The 15616-nt window shown below is 51.7% G+C and carries 10 protein-coding genes; 1 reads left to right on the forward strand and 9 read right to left on the reverse strand.

Translation table 11 applies throughout. The features are described 5' to 3' along the window. Positions 1-266 precede the first annotated feature (266 nt). On the forward strand, positions 267-1394 hold the full coding sequence (gene mnmA, locus R70723_RS24335) for a tRNA 2-thiouridine(34) synthase MnmA (RefSeq protein WP_179088064.1): 1128 nt from the start codon (positions 267-269) through the stop codon (positions 1392-1394). 104 nt (positions 1395-1498) lie between these two features. Here mnmA and R70723_RS24340 read toward each other — a convergent pair whose 3' ends face one another. The 9 genes from R70723_RS24340 to R70723_RS24380 form a co-directional block, all read right to left on the reverse strand. Next, complete coding sequence (locus tag R70723_RS24340) at positions 1499-3343, reverse strand: oligopeptide ABC transporter substrate-binding protein (protein WP_039876258.1); 1845 nt, start codon at positions 3341-3343, stop codon at positions 1499-1501. 20 nt (positions 3344-3363) lie between these two features. Beyond that, complete coding sequence (locus R70723_RS24345; RefSeq protein ID WP_039876260.1) at positions 3364-4269, reverse strand: ABC transporter permease; 906 nt, start codon at positions 4267-4269, stop codon at positions 3364-3366. A 30-nt stretch (positions 4270-4299) separates the two neighbouring features. After that, on the reverse strand, positions 4300-5262 hold the full coding sequence (opp4B, locus tag R70723_RS24350) for an oligopeptide ABC transporter permease (RefSeq protein WP_039876261.1): 963 nt from the start codon (positions 5260-5262) through the stop codon (positions 4300-4302). Positions 5263-5267: 5 nt separating this feature from the next. Continuing rightward, the gene (locus tag R70723_RS24355) at positions 5268-6203 is read right to left on the reverse strand and encodes an ABC transporter ATP-binding protein (RefSeq protein ID WP_039876263.1); all 936 of its coding nucleotides are present in this window, start codon (positions 6201-6203) and stop codon (positions 5268-5270) included. Then, positions 6190-7206 (reverse strand): ABC transporter ATP-binding protein, encoded by a 1017-nt coding sequence (locus R70723_RS24360; RefSeq protein ID WP_039876264.1) that lies wholly within the window; start codon positions 7204-7206, stop codon positions 6190-6192. The genes R70723_RS24355 and R70723_RS24360 overlap by 14 nt, the downstream gene beginning before the upstream one ends. Positions 7207-7558: 352 nt before the next feature. Continuing rightward, positions 7559-10543 (reverse strand): glycoside hydrolase family 48 protein, encoded by a 2985-nt coding sequence (locus R70723_RS24365; protein WP_039879228.1) that lies wholly within the window; start codon positions 10541-10543, stop codon positions 7559-7561. A 31-nt stretch (positions 10544-10574) separates the two neighbouring features. Continuing rightward, positions 10575-13313, reverse strand: a complete 2739-nt coding sequence (locus R70723_RS24370) for a glycoside hydrolase family 9 protein (RefSeq protein WP_039876266.1) — start codon at positions 13311-13313, stop codon at positions 10575-10577. A 383-nt stretch (positions 13314-13696) separates the two neighbouring features. After that, complete coding sequence (locus R70723_RS24375; RefSeq protein ID WP_039876268.1) at positions 13697-15001, reverse strand: replication-associated recombination protein A; 1305 nt, start codon at positions 14999-15001, stop codon at positions 13697-13699. Positions 15002-15133: 132 nt separating this feature from the next. After that, the gene (locus R70723_RS24380; RefSeq protein ID WP_039876272.1) at positions 15134-15415 is read right to left on the reverse strand and encodes a CD3324 family protein; all 282 of its coding nucleotides are present in this window, start codon (positions 15413-15415) and stop codon (positions 15134-15136) included. Positions 15416-15616 lie beyond the last annotated feature (201 nt).

Raw genomic sequence — 15616 nt, forward strand, 5'->3', positions numbered from 1 at the left:
ACATTATGAGAAATGTCATATCAACGTATTCCGATGTTTGCTCTATGCTTATGTTATCATATCTGCGGACACATTTGCAGCGTTTAAGTCATTTTTTTGGCGGAATGTTCGCCAGTGGTGGACAAATTGTCAAAATCTCCGCTGTTTCTGCACCAAATTCCTTAGTCCTCAGGCAGTTAAGAGTAGACAGGTATGTTATAATACGAAATGAGCCGGGTGTTCAGTTCAGATAACCGGTATTTTGTGCATAGAAAATGGTGATTGGAATGACAAAGGCTAAACAGGATACACGTGTCGTTGTCGGCATGTCCGGAGGAGTTGATTCCTCCGTTACAGCGCTTCTGCTCAAACAGCAGGGCTATGACGTCATCGGCATCTTTATGAAGAACTGGGATGATACCGACGAATTCGGAGTGTGCACTGCCGAGACCGACGCTGAGGATGTGCGCCGTGTATGCGAGCAGATCGATATTCCTTACTATACCGTTAATTTTGAAAAGGAATACTTCGATAAAGTCTTTTCTTATTTCCTTGATGAATATAAGGCAGGCCGGACTCCTAATCCGGATGTTATGTGCAACCGGGAGATCAAATTCGGGGAGTTCCTGAACAAAGCGCTGCAGCTCGGTGCGGATTATGTGGCAACCGGCCACTATGCCCGTGTTGTGGACGAAGACGGCACCTTCAGGCTGCTGCGCGGCGTGGACAATAATAAGGATCAGACTTACTTCCTGAACGCGCTGAACCAGAGCCAGCTGTCAAAGGCTATGTTCCCGATCGGCCATCTGCCGAAGCCGGAGGTGCGGAGAATCGCCGAGGAAGCCGGACTGTATACTGCGAAGAAAAAGGACAGCACCGGAGTATGCTTCATCGGTGAGCGCAATTTCCGTGAATTCCTCAGCCAGTATCTGCCGGCGCAGTCGGGAGATATGGTCGATATTGCCACCGGTGAGGTCAAGGGCCGGCATGACGGCCTGATGTACTACACGCTGGGACAGCGGCAGGGGCTCGGAATCGGGGGCTCCGGTAACGGCGAGCCTTGGTTTGTTGCCGAGAAGGACCTGGAGAAGAATATTCTCTATGTTGTGCAGGGAGACAAGCATCCCAGCCTGTACTCCACCAGCCTGACCGCTTCAGGCGTGAACTGGATCGACGGCCGGACGCTGGTGCCTGGAGACGCACCGCTGAAGTGTACTGCCAAGTTCCGCTACCGTCAGCCTGATCAGGGTGTCACGCTGACGGCGCGGGAAGACGGCAGCTTAGATGTGCTGTTTGATGTACCGCAGAAGGCGATCACTCCGGGACAGGCGGTTGTATTCTACCTGGACGAGCAGTGCCTGGGCGGCGGGACGATTGAAGCAGCGCGGAAGGTTGTTCCCCAGCCGCAAGGCTAATTCCCTTTCGATATTATAGTCAGTTCATCAGCCGCATTTGGCTGGAATACAAAAATCCCTTTGGCCTAGGCCAAAGGGATTTTTATTAATTGCGGGTACAAATATTATTGTGCAGCAATGCCCTTATCAGCGGACACTGCAATTCCATATCTATAGACGCCAGTTCCGTCGCCAATAGCATAATTCAGGACACGGTTGTTAACCGGAACCAGTGCAGCACGGTACAGGGTTGGGAATACAGGGATTTCTTCAACCATCAGCGCTTGCCATTCTTTATAGATTTCCTTACGCTTCTCTACATCAAATGCGGCTTCAGATACGCCTTCAGCCATCAGACGGTCGCTCTCTTCATTGGCATACCGCGGGAAGTTATAGATCGCATCACGGCCATACAGACCTTGCGGATCTACGTCGATACCCACTGTCCAGGCACCCTGGTAGACGTCAACTGTAGGATCATCTTCACCGTTGCTGCCTACGCGGTCATAGAAGGTATTGAATTCAACCATTTCCAGCGTAACATTCAGACCGATTGCTTTCCAGGATTGCACATAATATTGGGCCAGCGGCTCAGCAATATCCGAGCCTGTCATGGAGATGAAATTGATAGTCAGCGGACTGCCGTCCGGATTGGTACGGAATTCACCGTTCATCTTGAAGCCTGCAGCTTCAAGTGTCTGCTTCGCTGCTTCAGGATCATAAGGCATACCAGGATTGCTGCTGTCATGGAATTCAGGATGGGATGGCGGAATCAGTGTTGTAGCATTCCAGCGCAGGCCGTGATAGAAGTTTTTGCCGACAGCATCATTATCAACTGCCTGCCACATTGCTTTACGCAGAGCTACATTTGCCATTTTGGCATTAGGATCTGGTGCAACTACATTTTTAGTTGCATCCCATTTACCAAGCTTAAATCCTACATAAGTGTAGGCACGGTCAATCGCGCCCAGATATTCAACGTTCGACAAACCGGAGTTATCAGGGAACTGGTCAATCGGGAAGCTGTCGACAATATCGATGTTACCAGCTTTAAGCTCCTGTACAACAGTTGTCGGAGGAACTACCTTCAGAATAACCTTATCCAGCTTAGGAGCACCGCGCCAGTAATCTTCATTCTTCACATACACTACAGATTCACCCGGTACGATACTTTCTACTTTGAACGGACCGAAACCGACTGGTTTCTGGCGGACCTCAGGGGAAGCAGAGATCTTGGCAACATCCATTGCTCCAAAGATATGCTTAGCCAGCGGATAAGACCAGATACTGCCTGTCAGCAGGGAAGGAGTCGATTTAACATAAGTAATCTCCAGCTGCTTCTCGTTAAGTACCTTGATCCCGGAGATTGTCTTTGCTGTACCGGCATGATACTCTTCCATACCGACAATGTTGGTGAAGTCAGAACCGTAACGCGGACCGTCATAAGCCGGGTTACCAATAACTTCATGGGCAAACAGCCAATCCTCAGCCGTAACCGGCTTGCCGTCATGCCAGTTTACATTGTCGCGGATCGTGAAGGTGAACGTGCGTCCGTCTTCAGAGACTTCATAGGTAGCCGCGCCGTCATTGGTGTACACATAGTTTTTATCCCATGTCAGCAGGCCTTCGTCAAACCATTCAAGTACCTCAGCATCCGGAGCACCGGAATAGAAGTTAAAGTTCAAAGTTCCTTCAAAGGGAGTATCAGATACAAGGCCAAAGTTGAGTGTGCCGCCTTCAATGGCTTCACCCTGGTTCGATTTAACATTGCTGAAATCTGCGATGTTGTAGAGCCCGTCTTCTGCTGCAGGTGCAGTTGTTGGAGCGGCAGTAGCAGCAGCATCTGTAGCTGCAGTGGTTGCTGAAGGCTCAGCAGCCTCATTGTTGCCGGAGCCGCAGGCAGTTACTGCGAGCGACAGCACCAGCAGCAGGCTTACCAGCATGGTCTTGGCGGTTTTTCTTTTTTTCATACTTGTTTCTTCCTCCCTTATTATCCTTTTCTTTGTCTTGCGTCCGTCGCACGCTTCAGCGCCTGACCGACATTATTTATACTCAACATCAACACTAAGATCAGCAGTGATGCGGGTAACCAAATCCACCATCTGGACTCCAGCGTCTGCGGGTTGCGGGCATAGCTGACCAGCGTACCCAGACTCGGCGTGCTTTCTGGAAATCCGAAGCCAAGGAAGGACAAGCCTGACTCAAGTCCGATGTTAGCCGCAAGATTCAGGGTCATCGTTACGATAATGATCGAGCTGAGGTTCGGCATCACCTGTTTGAAGATAATCTTAAGATGGGAGGAGCCGAGTGTCCGGGAAGCCTGGACATATTCCAGCTCTTTTTCCTGCAGCGTCTTGGAGCGGATCAGCCTCGCGATCCCCATCCACAGGAAGGCGGTCATAATGAGCGAAAAGGTCAGCGTGTTGTATTTCGGAACAGCCGTTACGAAGGCGATAACCATCATCAGCATCGGCAGAATCATGAAGAAGTCAACCAGACGCATGAACAGGTTATCGATAAGGCCGCCGAAGTACCCGGAAACCAGCCCGACTGTTATTCCTATAATTCCGGTCATCAGAGTAACCATAATTCCGATGCTCAGCGAGTTGCGTGTACCGATAATAAGCTGACCGAATACATCCCGGCCGCCATAGTCGGTACCCAGCCAGAACTCGGCCGAAGGCTTTTTATATAGTGAAAACAGATCAACCCTTACAATCTCCTCCTGGTTGAGGAACAGGGCTGTCCCGAACACTCCGAGAAAGATCAGACCCAAAAAAATCAGGGATACCAGTGCCAGCTTATCTTTGAAAATTTCCCGCCAGATGATGCTCCAGCCTGACGGACTTTTTGTGATATTGTGCGGGAGCGAGAGCTCAGCGCTTGACTTTGCCATTTCATTTCACCTCAGTGTAAGTTCTGATCCTTATTTAATCCGGATGCGCGGATCAACAATGCTTAATATGATATCGGACAGCAGGGAGCCGATGATGGTGGCAATCCCATACAACAGCACCAGTGCCGTCACCACGGTGAAATCGCGGATGACGATCGAGCCCAGGAACAGCTGGCCCATGCCGGGATAACTGAAGATGCTTTCTACAAAGATGGTCCCCCCGATGAGCCCTGTCAGCTCATATCCGAAAAAGGCGGCAATCGGCAGCAGCGAGTTGCGCAGAATATGGCGGTTGTAGACCCGCGATTCGGAGGCACCCTTTGCTCTGGCGGTAAGAATAAAATCCTTCTGCTTCGTATCAATAATTTCGTTACGCAGATACTGGACAGTACCTACAGTCGTAATTAACGCGATAGATAAGGCCGGCAGCAGCAAATGATATATTTTGTCGAGCACATAGCTGAAGGTGCCGGGAACCGCACCAGGCGATACGCTTCCCCCGGTAGGGAACCAGGAGAAATAGAAGCCGAACATCCAGAGCATTACAAGCGCTACAATGAACAGCGGGGCAGCGAAACCGATATAGGTATAGCCGGTGATCAGACGGTCGCCCCATGTATCATTGAAGCGTCCGCTGATGATGCCAAGCGGGATGGCAATCAAATATGTAAGGATCAGCGTGGCAAGCGACAGCCACAGGGTGTTCATCATCCGCTGGCCAATCAGCTCAGTCACAGGCATTTTGAAGTTGAAGGACTGGCCAAGGTCGCCTTGAACGGCATTGCTGATCCAGTTCCAGTACTGGATGTGCCAGGGATCATTCAGTCCCAGCCTTTCCCGCATTGCCTCAATCGCTGCAGGGTCGATATTCGGATCAAGCATCCCGGTGAGTGCATCGCCCGGCATGGATTTGGCCATCAGAAATACGAGAATACTTAACAGAAATACCTGGGGAATCATAATTAACAGTCTTCGTACAATAATCTTCCACATACGTCTCAACCTTTCTCGGGCATAGCCACCATATGGGTATCGGAAATGGATCGTAACGGGTAAGCCAGGCCGTCTTGGTCGAAATGGCTCCGGTAGGCGTTTTCGTACTCTTCACTTACGGACCGGCGGAAGGTATTCCGTTCCTCGCGCTGTAGAGGATCGATGTCCGGAATTGCCGCGATGAGACGCTTGGTATAAATATGGTGCGGATTGTCAAAAATATCCTCAGGCGTACCTTCCTCAACATGACGGCCCTTGTACATAATACCGATACGGTCACACATATGCCGGATAATTCCGAGATCATGGCTGATGAACAGATACGTCAAATTCAGCTCCTTCTGAATATCCCGCAGGAAGTTGAGCACCTGCGCCTGTACCGATACATCCAGCGCCGAGACAGGCTCATCGGCAATAATCAGCTTGGGCTTCAGGGCAATCGCGCGGGCAATCCCGATACGCTGGCGCTGGCCGCCGGAAAATTCATGCGGATATTTAAGAACATTGTCCGCACTAAGGCCAACCTGCTCCAGCAGCTCCTGCACCCTCCGCATTTCCTCCTGCGGGGACAGCTTCTCGAAATTACGCAGCGGCTCAGCGATAATATCCAGCACCCGTTTTTTCGGATTAAGCGAGGAATACGGGTCCTGAAAAATCATCTGTACTTCGCGGCGGATATTATCCTGCTTGCGGGCCCCTCTGGAGGCCAGATCAATGCCTTCGAACAGGATGTTGCCGCCCGTAATCTGGTTCAGTCCGATGATGGCCCGGCCGGTAGTCGTTTTACCCGAGCCGGATTCTCCGACAAGACCATAGGTCTGCCCTGCTTCGATAGAAAGGTTAACACGGTCAACCGCCTTGACTTCACCAACCTGACGGCTGAAAATCCCGCCTCTGATCGGAAAATGAACCTGCAAATCTTTAACTTCAAGCAATGCCATTGGTGCCAGCCTCCTCCGTGCTCTCCGGGAAATGAAAATGTCTGTAGCAGGTGCAGCGGACAAAGTGGCCCGGAGCAATTTCGTGCAGCTGCGGATTCTCCTCATGCGCGGAGGCATCAATCCATGGCGTTCTTGCTGCAAACCGGCAGCCGGTACGCGGCAGGTTCTTGAGCGAAGGCACAATCCCCTGGATCACATGCAGCCTTGACTTGACTTCTTTTACTGTAGGAATGGAATTAAACAAGGATCTGGTGTACGGATGCTGCGGATTAGAGGTCAGCGTGTAAATGTCGGCAATTTCAACAATCTGGCCGGCATACATGACTGCCACCCGGTCTGCCATCTCACTGACAACCCCGAGATCATGGGTAATAAGAATAATTCCGGCCTCCATGTCCTCCTTCAGCTTCTTGATCAGCTCAAGAATCTGCAGCTGAATCGTCACATCGAGCGCAGTGGTCGGCTCATCGGCGAGGAGCAGCTGCGGACCGTTGGCAATCGCAATGGCGATAATGACCCGCTGGCGCATACCGCCGGATAATTCGTACGGATATTGATGGTATGTATGTTCAGGGCGGGGGATGCCCACTTTGGTCAACAGATCAAGCACCTTTTCTTTTCTCTGTTTCTTGGAGAGGCCGGTATCGTGAAGCAGCAGTACTTCTTCAATCTGCTGGCCTATGATCATTAGCGGATTTAATGCAGCCAAAGGGTCCTGGAAAATCATCGACATTTCCTTGCCGCGGACCTTATTCAGCATGCCGGGAGACATTTGGACAATATCCTGGCCTTTGTAAATTACTTTCCCTTCAATTCTTGCCTTTGTGTGCAGACCCATTATAGAAAAAGCAAGGGCGCTCTTACCCGACCCCGATTCTCCCACGATCGCCAGAATCTCATTCTTCTTCACCGTGAGCGTCACATCATCAACTGCAGCATAATAATCGTCTGCAATTCTGAAGGATGTCGTCAAATTCTCGATTCGCAGTAAATCTTCACTCAAATTCATCACCCTAACACCAGGATTTTTTATAAAGGGCAGGAAGATGTCACATACAGTAACCCTACCAACCAACTGTACTTTAAATTTTAGGATTATTATGGAAGCAATCCCTGAATGTTAGAGTTTATTCTAATTGACTCATGGTAAATTATCAATCATTTTTCAATAAAAAAATATTTTCATGTTAATTAATATGACAAATACGACAAATTTCGACTTCGAAATTAGGGAATTTGTCATTTTTTGCATTTATTTTGCGTAGCATCCTAAGGATACAGGTGATCATGAGAGGAAAAGCCGCAAGCCCGAATATACCGGCACCTGCGGCTCTGGTTCTAACACTTAGACAGCATTAAGGCTCCAGCCCCCATGCCAGTGTACCGTTCAAGTACAGCGGCACGCGTTCCCAGTCCGAGAACGAAATTTTGGACGGATCATATGAATAGTCACCAGCTTCGTTATAATTGCTCCAGTCTGTTTTATTGATGCGAAGCTGGATTTCCCCGGTATTGGCTCCCGGAGCCAGGCTTCCTGCACCTGCTGTAAAAGAAATCTCCACATAATAATCCGCACCTGTTGCCGCAGGAGTAAGCTTTACAAAACCTCCGAGTACATTACTTCCGCCCAATGTCGCATAATCCACATTAAACTGCTGATCTTTCTCGCCATCGATCGTGTAATAATAGCGCAGCTTCACGTCCTTGAGCGACACGGAAGTCGTACCGTTGTTCACGATCCGCAGCTGCGGCCGGAATTGGTTATCCCCCGGATTGGTATCACTGGTCTTGTACTGTACCACCAGATCTCCTACGGCCGGAATAGGTACCGCAGCCGGTTTGACGCTCACCTCTGGAGAGTCCGGGCTCGTTCCGGTGCTGTTAGAGGCACTGACAACGTAATAATAAGTCGTTCCGTTCACTATAGTAGTGTCACTGTAAGTTACCTGCGTAACTGAAGCAACATCCGTGTACGGGCCTCCGCTCGTAACCGCCCGTTTCACGGTATAGCTGTCCGCACCGTTCACCTTATTCCAGCTTAGCAGAGCACTGTTGTTACCTGCAGTCGCATTAGGCTTGGACGGTGCTTTGGGAGCAGCCGGCTCAACCGGTCCGTTACTGTCGTTAATCAGCCGGTCATATTCGGCATAGGCTGTTGCCATATCTACCTGGGACCAGAAACGGTGGTAGGTAAATTCAGGCGCCCCGTTATCCCATTGCTTGGTAACGGTATTGTAAGAGGAGTTGTATTTATCAAGCAGATACTGCCAGTCAGGATCGTTCACGATATCCGGACGGATATCTGTATAGCTGGCATAAACACCGCTTCCCCCTTTGGCTGGGTCGGATGGAACTGTAGCACTGCCCGGAATGGCATTACCCTGTCCGAATGTTCCTGTCCAGCCGCTTGGGAAATAGACTTCCTTGGTAAAGTAGCGGAAATAATCGCCGCGGCTCTCCGTTGTCGCAATGCCTACTCCGTCATTATAGCCCCAGGCGGTATCCAGCAAAGCCTTAGCCAGCTGTTGCGCCTGCCCGCCAAGAGCGGTATAGCTACCGTGCTCAGCCTGCGTACCGGCAGCAAAGAAGGTAAGCGCCTTAATATAGCTGCCAAGCACGCCGGTATCCTGGCTCGGATTCTTGGTAACGGCCTTTAAATTACTGTTGCCGTCACTGGCTGCGAAGCTGGTCCAGGTATCCGGCTGGCCCGCCCACTCCACATTTCCGGGAATCCAGAACTCTCCCGGAGCGGCAACTGTAGCTACCTGCGGGTTATCTCCTCCGAGAATACGGTTGCCCGCACTATCCAGATAATACCCCTCAGCATCTGTTACTGGTCTGCTTCCGGCAAAAGCATAATCCGATGACCAGTCCACCCAATTCTCTATAACCTGTTTAGCCATCCGAAAGTTCTCCGAGGAAGTATCCCCGCTTGAAGCGAGAATATAATACAGCTCAGCTATGCGTTCAACACTCCATGCCTGCATCCCGAACCAGTTGTTGGACGGGGGATCATGATAGACCGGCGCATCGTCATAGGCCATGCCGTAGAAAGTGCTCGTACCTGCCGGATAGGCTTTATAAGCGCCGTCATAGCTGTTGGTTGCACCTCCGGCAATTGCACCTTCGGAAGATTGCAGCCAGGTATAGAATTCAAGCTGGCGCTTCAGAGAATTGCTCCAGTCCTGTCCGGCCGTTGCTGAAGAGGGAACAAGTCCTCCCTCCGGATCAGAAAGCGCATAGGCGGCAACTACATTCTGATAGCCCTGATGCGCATGGCTGGCACCAATTCTCCAGGCCCAGTTACCGCTCTGGCCGAGCCCGCCGCCCCAGGCTGTGTACCAGGCAAGCAGGTATTGATTAGAATCCTTGCCGGTTCCCGCTTCAGGAGTTCCGTCGGCACCGCTGCCAACCTTCTGAAAATATTTGTCGTACATGCCATACCGGAGATAGTCGCCCATCTTCTTGGCCTTATTCAGATAGACGGTATTGTTGTAGCCGAGCTCCTTGGCCCAGTACATCGCCTGTACAGCCCGCGCATCAGCATCAGTGGCATTGGTGTAGCGCCACTGGGCGGAAGGCACGCTGCTCTCTTTGGTGAACAGGCTTATGAAGCCTTCATTCGCTTTACCGAATGCTTTGTTATCCTGTGATGGATGCGGGACTGCTTCCCACACGGATTCCTGCTCGCCCCGCTGAAAAGTATTTACATAGGCGGCAGTATGTGACGGATTGAGCAGGTTGCCAAATCCGTACCAGTTGTCCACGTCCACCAGCCAATGCATCAGGTAGGTCTGGTTGTTGCCGTAAGCCGCCTTCAGCTCCGCATCCAGCGGGTCCTTCCCTGCGGCGTACTTACCGCTTAACAAGCTGGGATACTGATCCGGCTGGGCAAATTCTGAAGCATATGTGGCCGGGCTGTTCGGATTGTAAAAGCTCATTGTCGGCTGCTCCTGCACGCCGTCGCCTTCATTTATTGGAATAATATACTTTTCCATATTGTCCCAGGCTTCTTCCAGCTTACTCCAGTCTCCGGTATGATGGCCATACAGAACTTCGAGCCACATCCAGTAGCTGTAAGCTTCCGAGGTCGTCATATGCCCGTAATCAGGAGCCTCGCTCATCAGCGTCTCTACTGCATGGTAGGGTATGCCCTCTGCTGAGAAGTACCCGTTAACCGGATCCTTCAGCTGGGCATACAATTGCAGGAACCGTGTCTCTTCTGCGGAGGCGGCTTTGGCGGTTTGGGGGCTCAGGGTACACAGACCGCTAATAAGGGAGAGAAATAGAATTGAGGCCATGATCAAAGAAACAGGCTTCTTGCATAAGCTCAATTTCATCATTGTAGGCAGACTTCCTCTCTTGGATAAATTATGGTTCCAATCCCCAGACAAGTGCTCCGTCACGGTACAATGTTACTTTGCTCCATTCAGCAAAGGCTGATTGTGTTCCGCTGTAGGAATAATCATCCGTTTCGTTATAGCTGCTCCAGTCCGTCTTATTGGTGCGTGCCTGGATTTCTCCGCTGTTGCCTCCGGCTGCAATACTTCCCGCACCCGTGCCAAAAGATATTTCCAGATAAGAATCCGCTCCGCTCTTCGACGGCTCCAGCTTGACAAACGTTCCGTTCACATTACCGCTGCCAACCACCGCATAATCACAATGGAACTGCTGGGGCTTATCCCCGTCAACGGTAAAGTAGTAGCGTAGCTTCAGTCCGCTCAGCGGCACTGCTGTAGTGCCCGTATTCACGATACGCAATTGCGGACGCATCTGCCCGTCCCCGGTATTCGAATCGTTGTTACGGTATTCTACCCGCAAATCACCGGTTGCCGGAGGCGGTACATCCTGCGGTGTGGCATTGACTTGTAGAGACCCAACGCTCTCTCCTACATTGTTAGATGCAGTTATTACATAATAATAAGTCGTTCCGTTAACCACACTGCTGTCTGTGTAGGCGCTGGTGCCTCCTGCCACATTCGCAATTGCAGTATACGGTCCGCCGCTTACCTCTGCCCGCTTGACTGCGTATCCGGTTGCACTGCTGACCTTATTCCAGGACAGGCTGACGCTGGCATTCCCTGCAGTGACTGCAACATTAGTAGGACGTGCCGGTGCCTGCGGCTCACCCGGCTGGCCGCCTCCGGGCGGCATTTCGCCAAATACATGGACTCCTGCATCAAACACCGGAATGTTCGCCATTTTTACCGGCAAAGCTCCTCCGCCTGCTATTCCCTGATAAGAGAAGTCATTCGAATTATTCCAGAATGCCGTATTCTGCGGTCCGGCAATCCGGAACTGTACCTCCTTGCGGTAAGCAGATTGGCCTCCCGGATAAATGAGAGTTCCGGTAAAATCTACCTTGGTGTAATAAATATGATTCGCTTCATCGTACGGAAGGAGTGCAGATACCGTTGCACCCTGATTATATCCGCCAGCCGTTACTGTAATGTCCTCAGGTCCATACCCGGCTGCTGCTGCTTCACTTAAATCCAGGTAGTAATGGAATGACATGGATTTACTGGCCCGGGCCGGCCAGCCGGAACGGTTGTTAATAACCGCACGGATCTCCACAAAATGGCTGCCGCTGGCATTCACTGAGGCCTCAACAAACATTTCATCCTCCGGTGTTTCAGCTGCCGGAAAGGAGGAAAGCGGCTGCTGTCCCTGCCCGTGCAGTGTCATCATTTTGGCTAAGGCTCCTGTGAACGCTGCATTGTAATCGGTTGCAACTTCATTGGAGACATAATCGCTGATGGTATCGGAATAGGTGTCTATCTTGGAAGGGCCTCCCACCAAAGCGCCATAAAGGATATGACGGTGATTAGCCGGAGTCGACTGGCTGTCGCTCCATGAGCCATGGGAAGTCCTGTGATGCGGATGCTCAGGCGCATTATTGCCAAAGCCGATTACGTAGCTACTGTTCCGCGGATTGTCGCCCAGCATATAGGTGATCTGCCGTTCAGCAAATGAGCGTGCCTGTTCTGCTTTTACAGGATCGTTGACCCAGTCTGCATAGACAAAAGCCAGAAAAGCATGGTTGGCAGCATATCTCAATGCCCCCCACTGATCAAGATGCGCAAGCCCGCCTGGAGTGTATGCTACGCGGTCACCTGTGCCGTTTACGCCGGTAGTCCAGTACTGCATGTTGCGTTCGGTGGATTGAATGAACTTCGTGTCACCGGTAATACGCGACAGCAGCAGCTGTGCACCATAATGCTTGTCATCCCAGGACTGTGTCCACTGATAGCCCCATTGCCCTGACTGGTTCGTGCCCCACAGATTGCTGGCGGCAACGGCCTTGTCCAAGTAGGTCTGCTCGCCGGTTGCCAGATACAGCCAGACCCCGCCCCAGCTCAGTTCGTCGGCATAGCCGCTCCATGAATTGTAATACTGCTTGGCATCCGTAATGCTGTCTGAATAGGAGCCCCGGTAGGTATCAGCGAAGGTATAGAGCTGTCTTGCATGCACCAGCAGCTCATCCGCATACGCAGCGTCCGAATCCCTGAAGATGATCGAGGCCGAAGCCAGCGCCGCAGCGGTTTCTGCTGCGAGATCAGAGCCGGGATGAGCTGCGTCAATTTTGTAGGAGGGACGCTGCATCTGCATCACTTCTGCCGCTCCCCACCAATTATGATCTGCCGTCCCGTTGCCAACCTGCCCCCATAGCTCATTAGGAGCTGTGTGCGCCTTCATGAAGTAATCAGTTGCCCAGCGGATATTATCCAGGATTTCCTCCAGCTGACCAGCTTGTGTATACCCGTCCTTGTACTCATAGACTGACCATGCCAGCATTGTAGCTGTATATGCCATAGGAAATCCGAACTTCACATGATCTCCCGCATCATACCAGCCGCCTGTCAGATCATGACCCGCATCCGCACCGTCCAGCATCCCGGAGTCTCCCCGCCACTCTACACGGTTATTCTCCGGCAGCTTGCCGGAACGCTGTGTTTCGTAAAAATAAATAGATTTCTGCAGTGCCTCTGCATAATTATAACCGTTTGCCGCCGCTGTCCCCACAGCCGGATGAATGGCAGTCCCTGTAAATGTAACCGCTAACATAAAGCTCAAGGATAAAGCCCAGCCTTTCCTGATCCCTTTGCCCATCCTAGCCCTGCTCCCTCCAATTCATATTTTCACTTCTGTCCATAGCATATCTGCACTGCGCCTCCCCAGATGGACCATCCATTACAACAAATAAAATGTCAGAAGAATCTTCCACCTCGCTTTCAACGTGCATTTCATGGTCTAATTCTTAGGATGATTTTCTTTCTATGTAAATATATACCATATATCCGAGAGCTTTTCTATATGACTATAGTAGTATTTTCCAGAAAAATAGCAGCTTTTGTAACTCAATGCAATGCAAATCATACGGACTGAAAGAAAAAGCCGCTCCTCGCGCCAAAGGATTACCATCTCCCCCAGCCAAGCAGCGGCTCTTATCCTATTTGTTACTTCCCGGGCGGTTCAAGTAGTAATTCTCCGGCTTATTGCCCGCGCCGCAGCCTTTGGTTATGCCGGATCTTAGCTTCGTTGCCCTGCTCGGTGGCCTCATAGAACACCTTGCCGGCAATCTGCTTCGGCAAATACTCCTGGCGGACATAGTGGCCCGGGTAATTATGCGGGTACTGGTACCCTTCATGCCCCAGCTTTGCTGCGCCTTTATAGTGCGTATCGCGTAAATGCAGCGGCACCTCCGCAGACTTCAGCTCTTCGAGAGTATTCATGACGTTAGCGATTGCTGCAACCACCGCATCGGATTTTGGGCTTTCGACTGCGAACAGAATCGCCTGGGTTACATTGAGCCTTGCCTCCGGCCAGCCGTTGTTGCGGTAGGCGTCCAGCGCACTGACCGCCTGGACCATGGCCTGCGGGTTGGCCAGGCCGATATCCTCGCTGCAGGCTGCAATCAGCCGGCGGATAAAGGTCATCGGGTCCATGCCGAGCTTCTCGACGGCATACAGGAACCAGAACAGCGCGGCGTCACTGGAGCCGCGGATGCTTTTGTGGAAGGCGGACAGCACATCGTATTGGGTGGACTCGTCCGCCTTGACAATCGGCCGGCGGATGGACTCCTCCGCCACAGCCAGTGTGATGTGCACACTGCCGTCCGGCTCCGGCGCCGTAGTCATCGCCGCCAGCTCCAGCGCGTTGAGCGCCCGCCGGATGTCGCCGTTTGCCATCGCTGCAATGTGCAGCAGCGCGTCTTCATCGGCCGCAAGCCGCATGAAGCCAAGCCCGTGCTGCTCATCGGCCAGTGCCCGCCGCATCGCTGCCATGCTGTGCTCGCTGGTCAGCGATTCCAGCTGGAAAAGCGTGGAGCGGCTCATCAGGGCCCCGTTCACATAGTGGAACGGGTTCTCTGTCGTCGCGCCGATAAAGATAATGGTGCCCTTCTCAACGGCAGGCAGCAGCGCATCCTGCCGGGAGCTGTTAAAACGGTGCACCTCATCCAGAAACAGAATCGTCTTAGTGCCGTAAAGCGCCTTGCTGCTCTGGGCGCGGTCGATCACCTCCCGCACATCCTTGACAGAGGCTTCAACCGCATTAAGCCGGACGAACTCGCCCTGCGTGTGCTTGGAAATGATATGCGCCAGCGTTGTTTTGCCGCAGCCCGGAGGGCCATATAAAAGAATCGACGAAACCTGGTCAGCCTCGATCGCCCTGCGCAGCAGCTTGCCCGGCCCGATAATATGCTCCTGGCCAATATATTCATCTAGACTTTGCGGACGCATACGGTCGGCAAGCAGCCGTCCGCCTCCGCTATTGTCCCCGAGTGAGAATAAATCCATAAGTCCACTTCCTTGCTGTTAACTTTCAGACATGCAGCGCCTGAATACCTCCCCCTATCATACCACAAAACATAGAAAGAGCATGACCTCGCTCTCTTCAGCGGGTGCCATGCTCTTTGTTCAAATTTCAGGCTAGCGGTTCATCGCCAGCCGCATTTTTGAAATAATCTTGCGGATGCTTTCTTCCGAGAGGTGATATCTCTTCTGCAGCTCGTTCACCGAGCAGCCGCTGCTGTGACTGCAGAAAATCTCTTTGTTGCGGCTGGCAATCTCCTGCCTGGAGCCGCTGTTCTCACCCCATCTTACCCGTTGCTCCGTCTTCTTCGGGATGTATAGCAATTCACCTTGAATGTATCCCTGAAGCTCTTCGAGCAGGCCCGGGGGGAGCACATCCTTTCCATTTACATAACTCACGTTGTGTTTCCTCCTTCAACAGGTGTGTCCCTTTGTGTCCGTCAATTGCCGCATTTAAAGTAATAATCATTGCACCTGCCTCCTTTCTTCAGCTCATATTTGGTAAATACCGTAAGTTCATTATATAAAACCCTATGGTTAGCGTCTACATTCACAGTCAATTTTATTTCCCCTCAGAGGGGCGGCCTCGCTTCAGGTGTT

Source organism: Paenibacillus sp. FSL R7-0273 (assembly GCF_000758625.1).
GTDB lineage: Bacteria > Bacillota > Bacilli > Paenibacillales > Paenibacillaceae > Paenibacillus_AQ.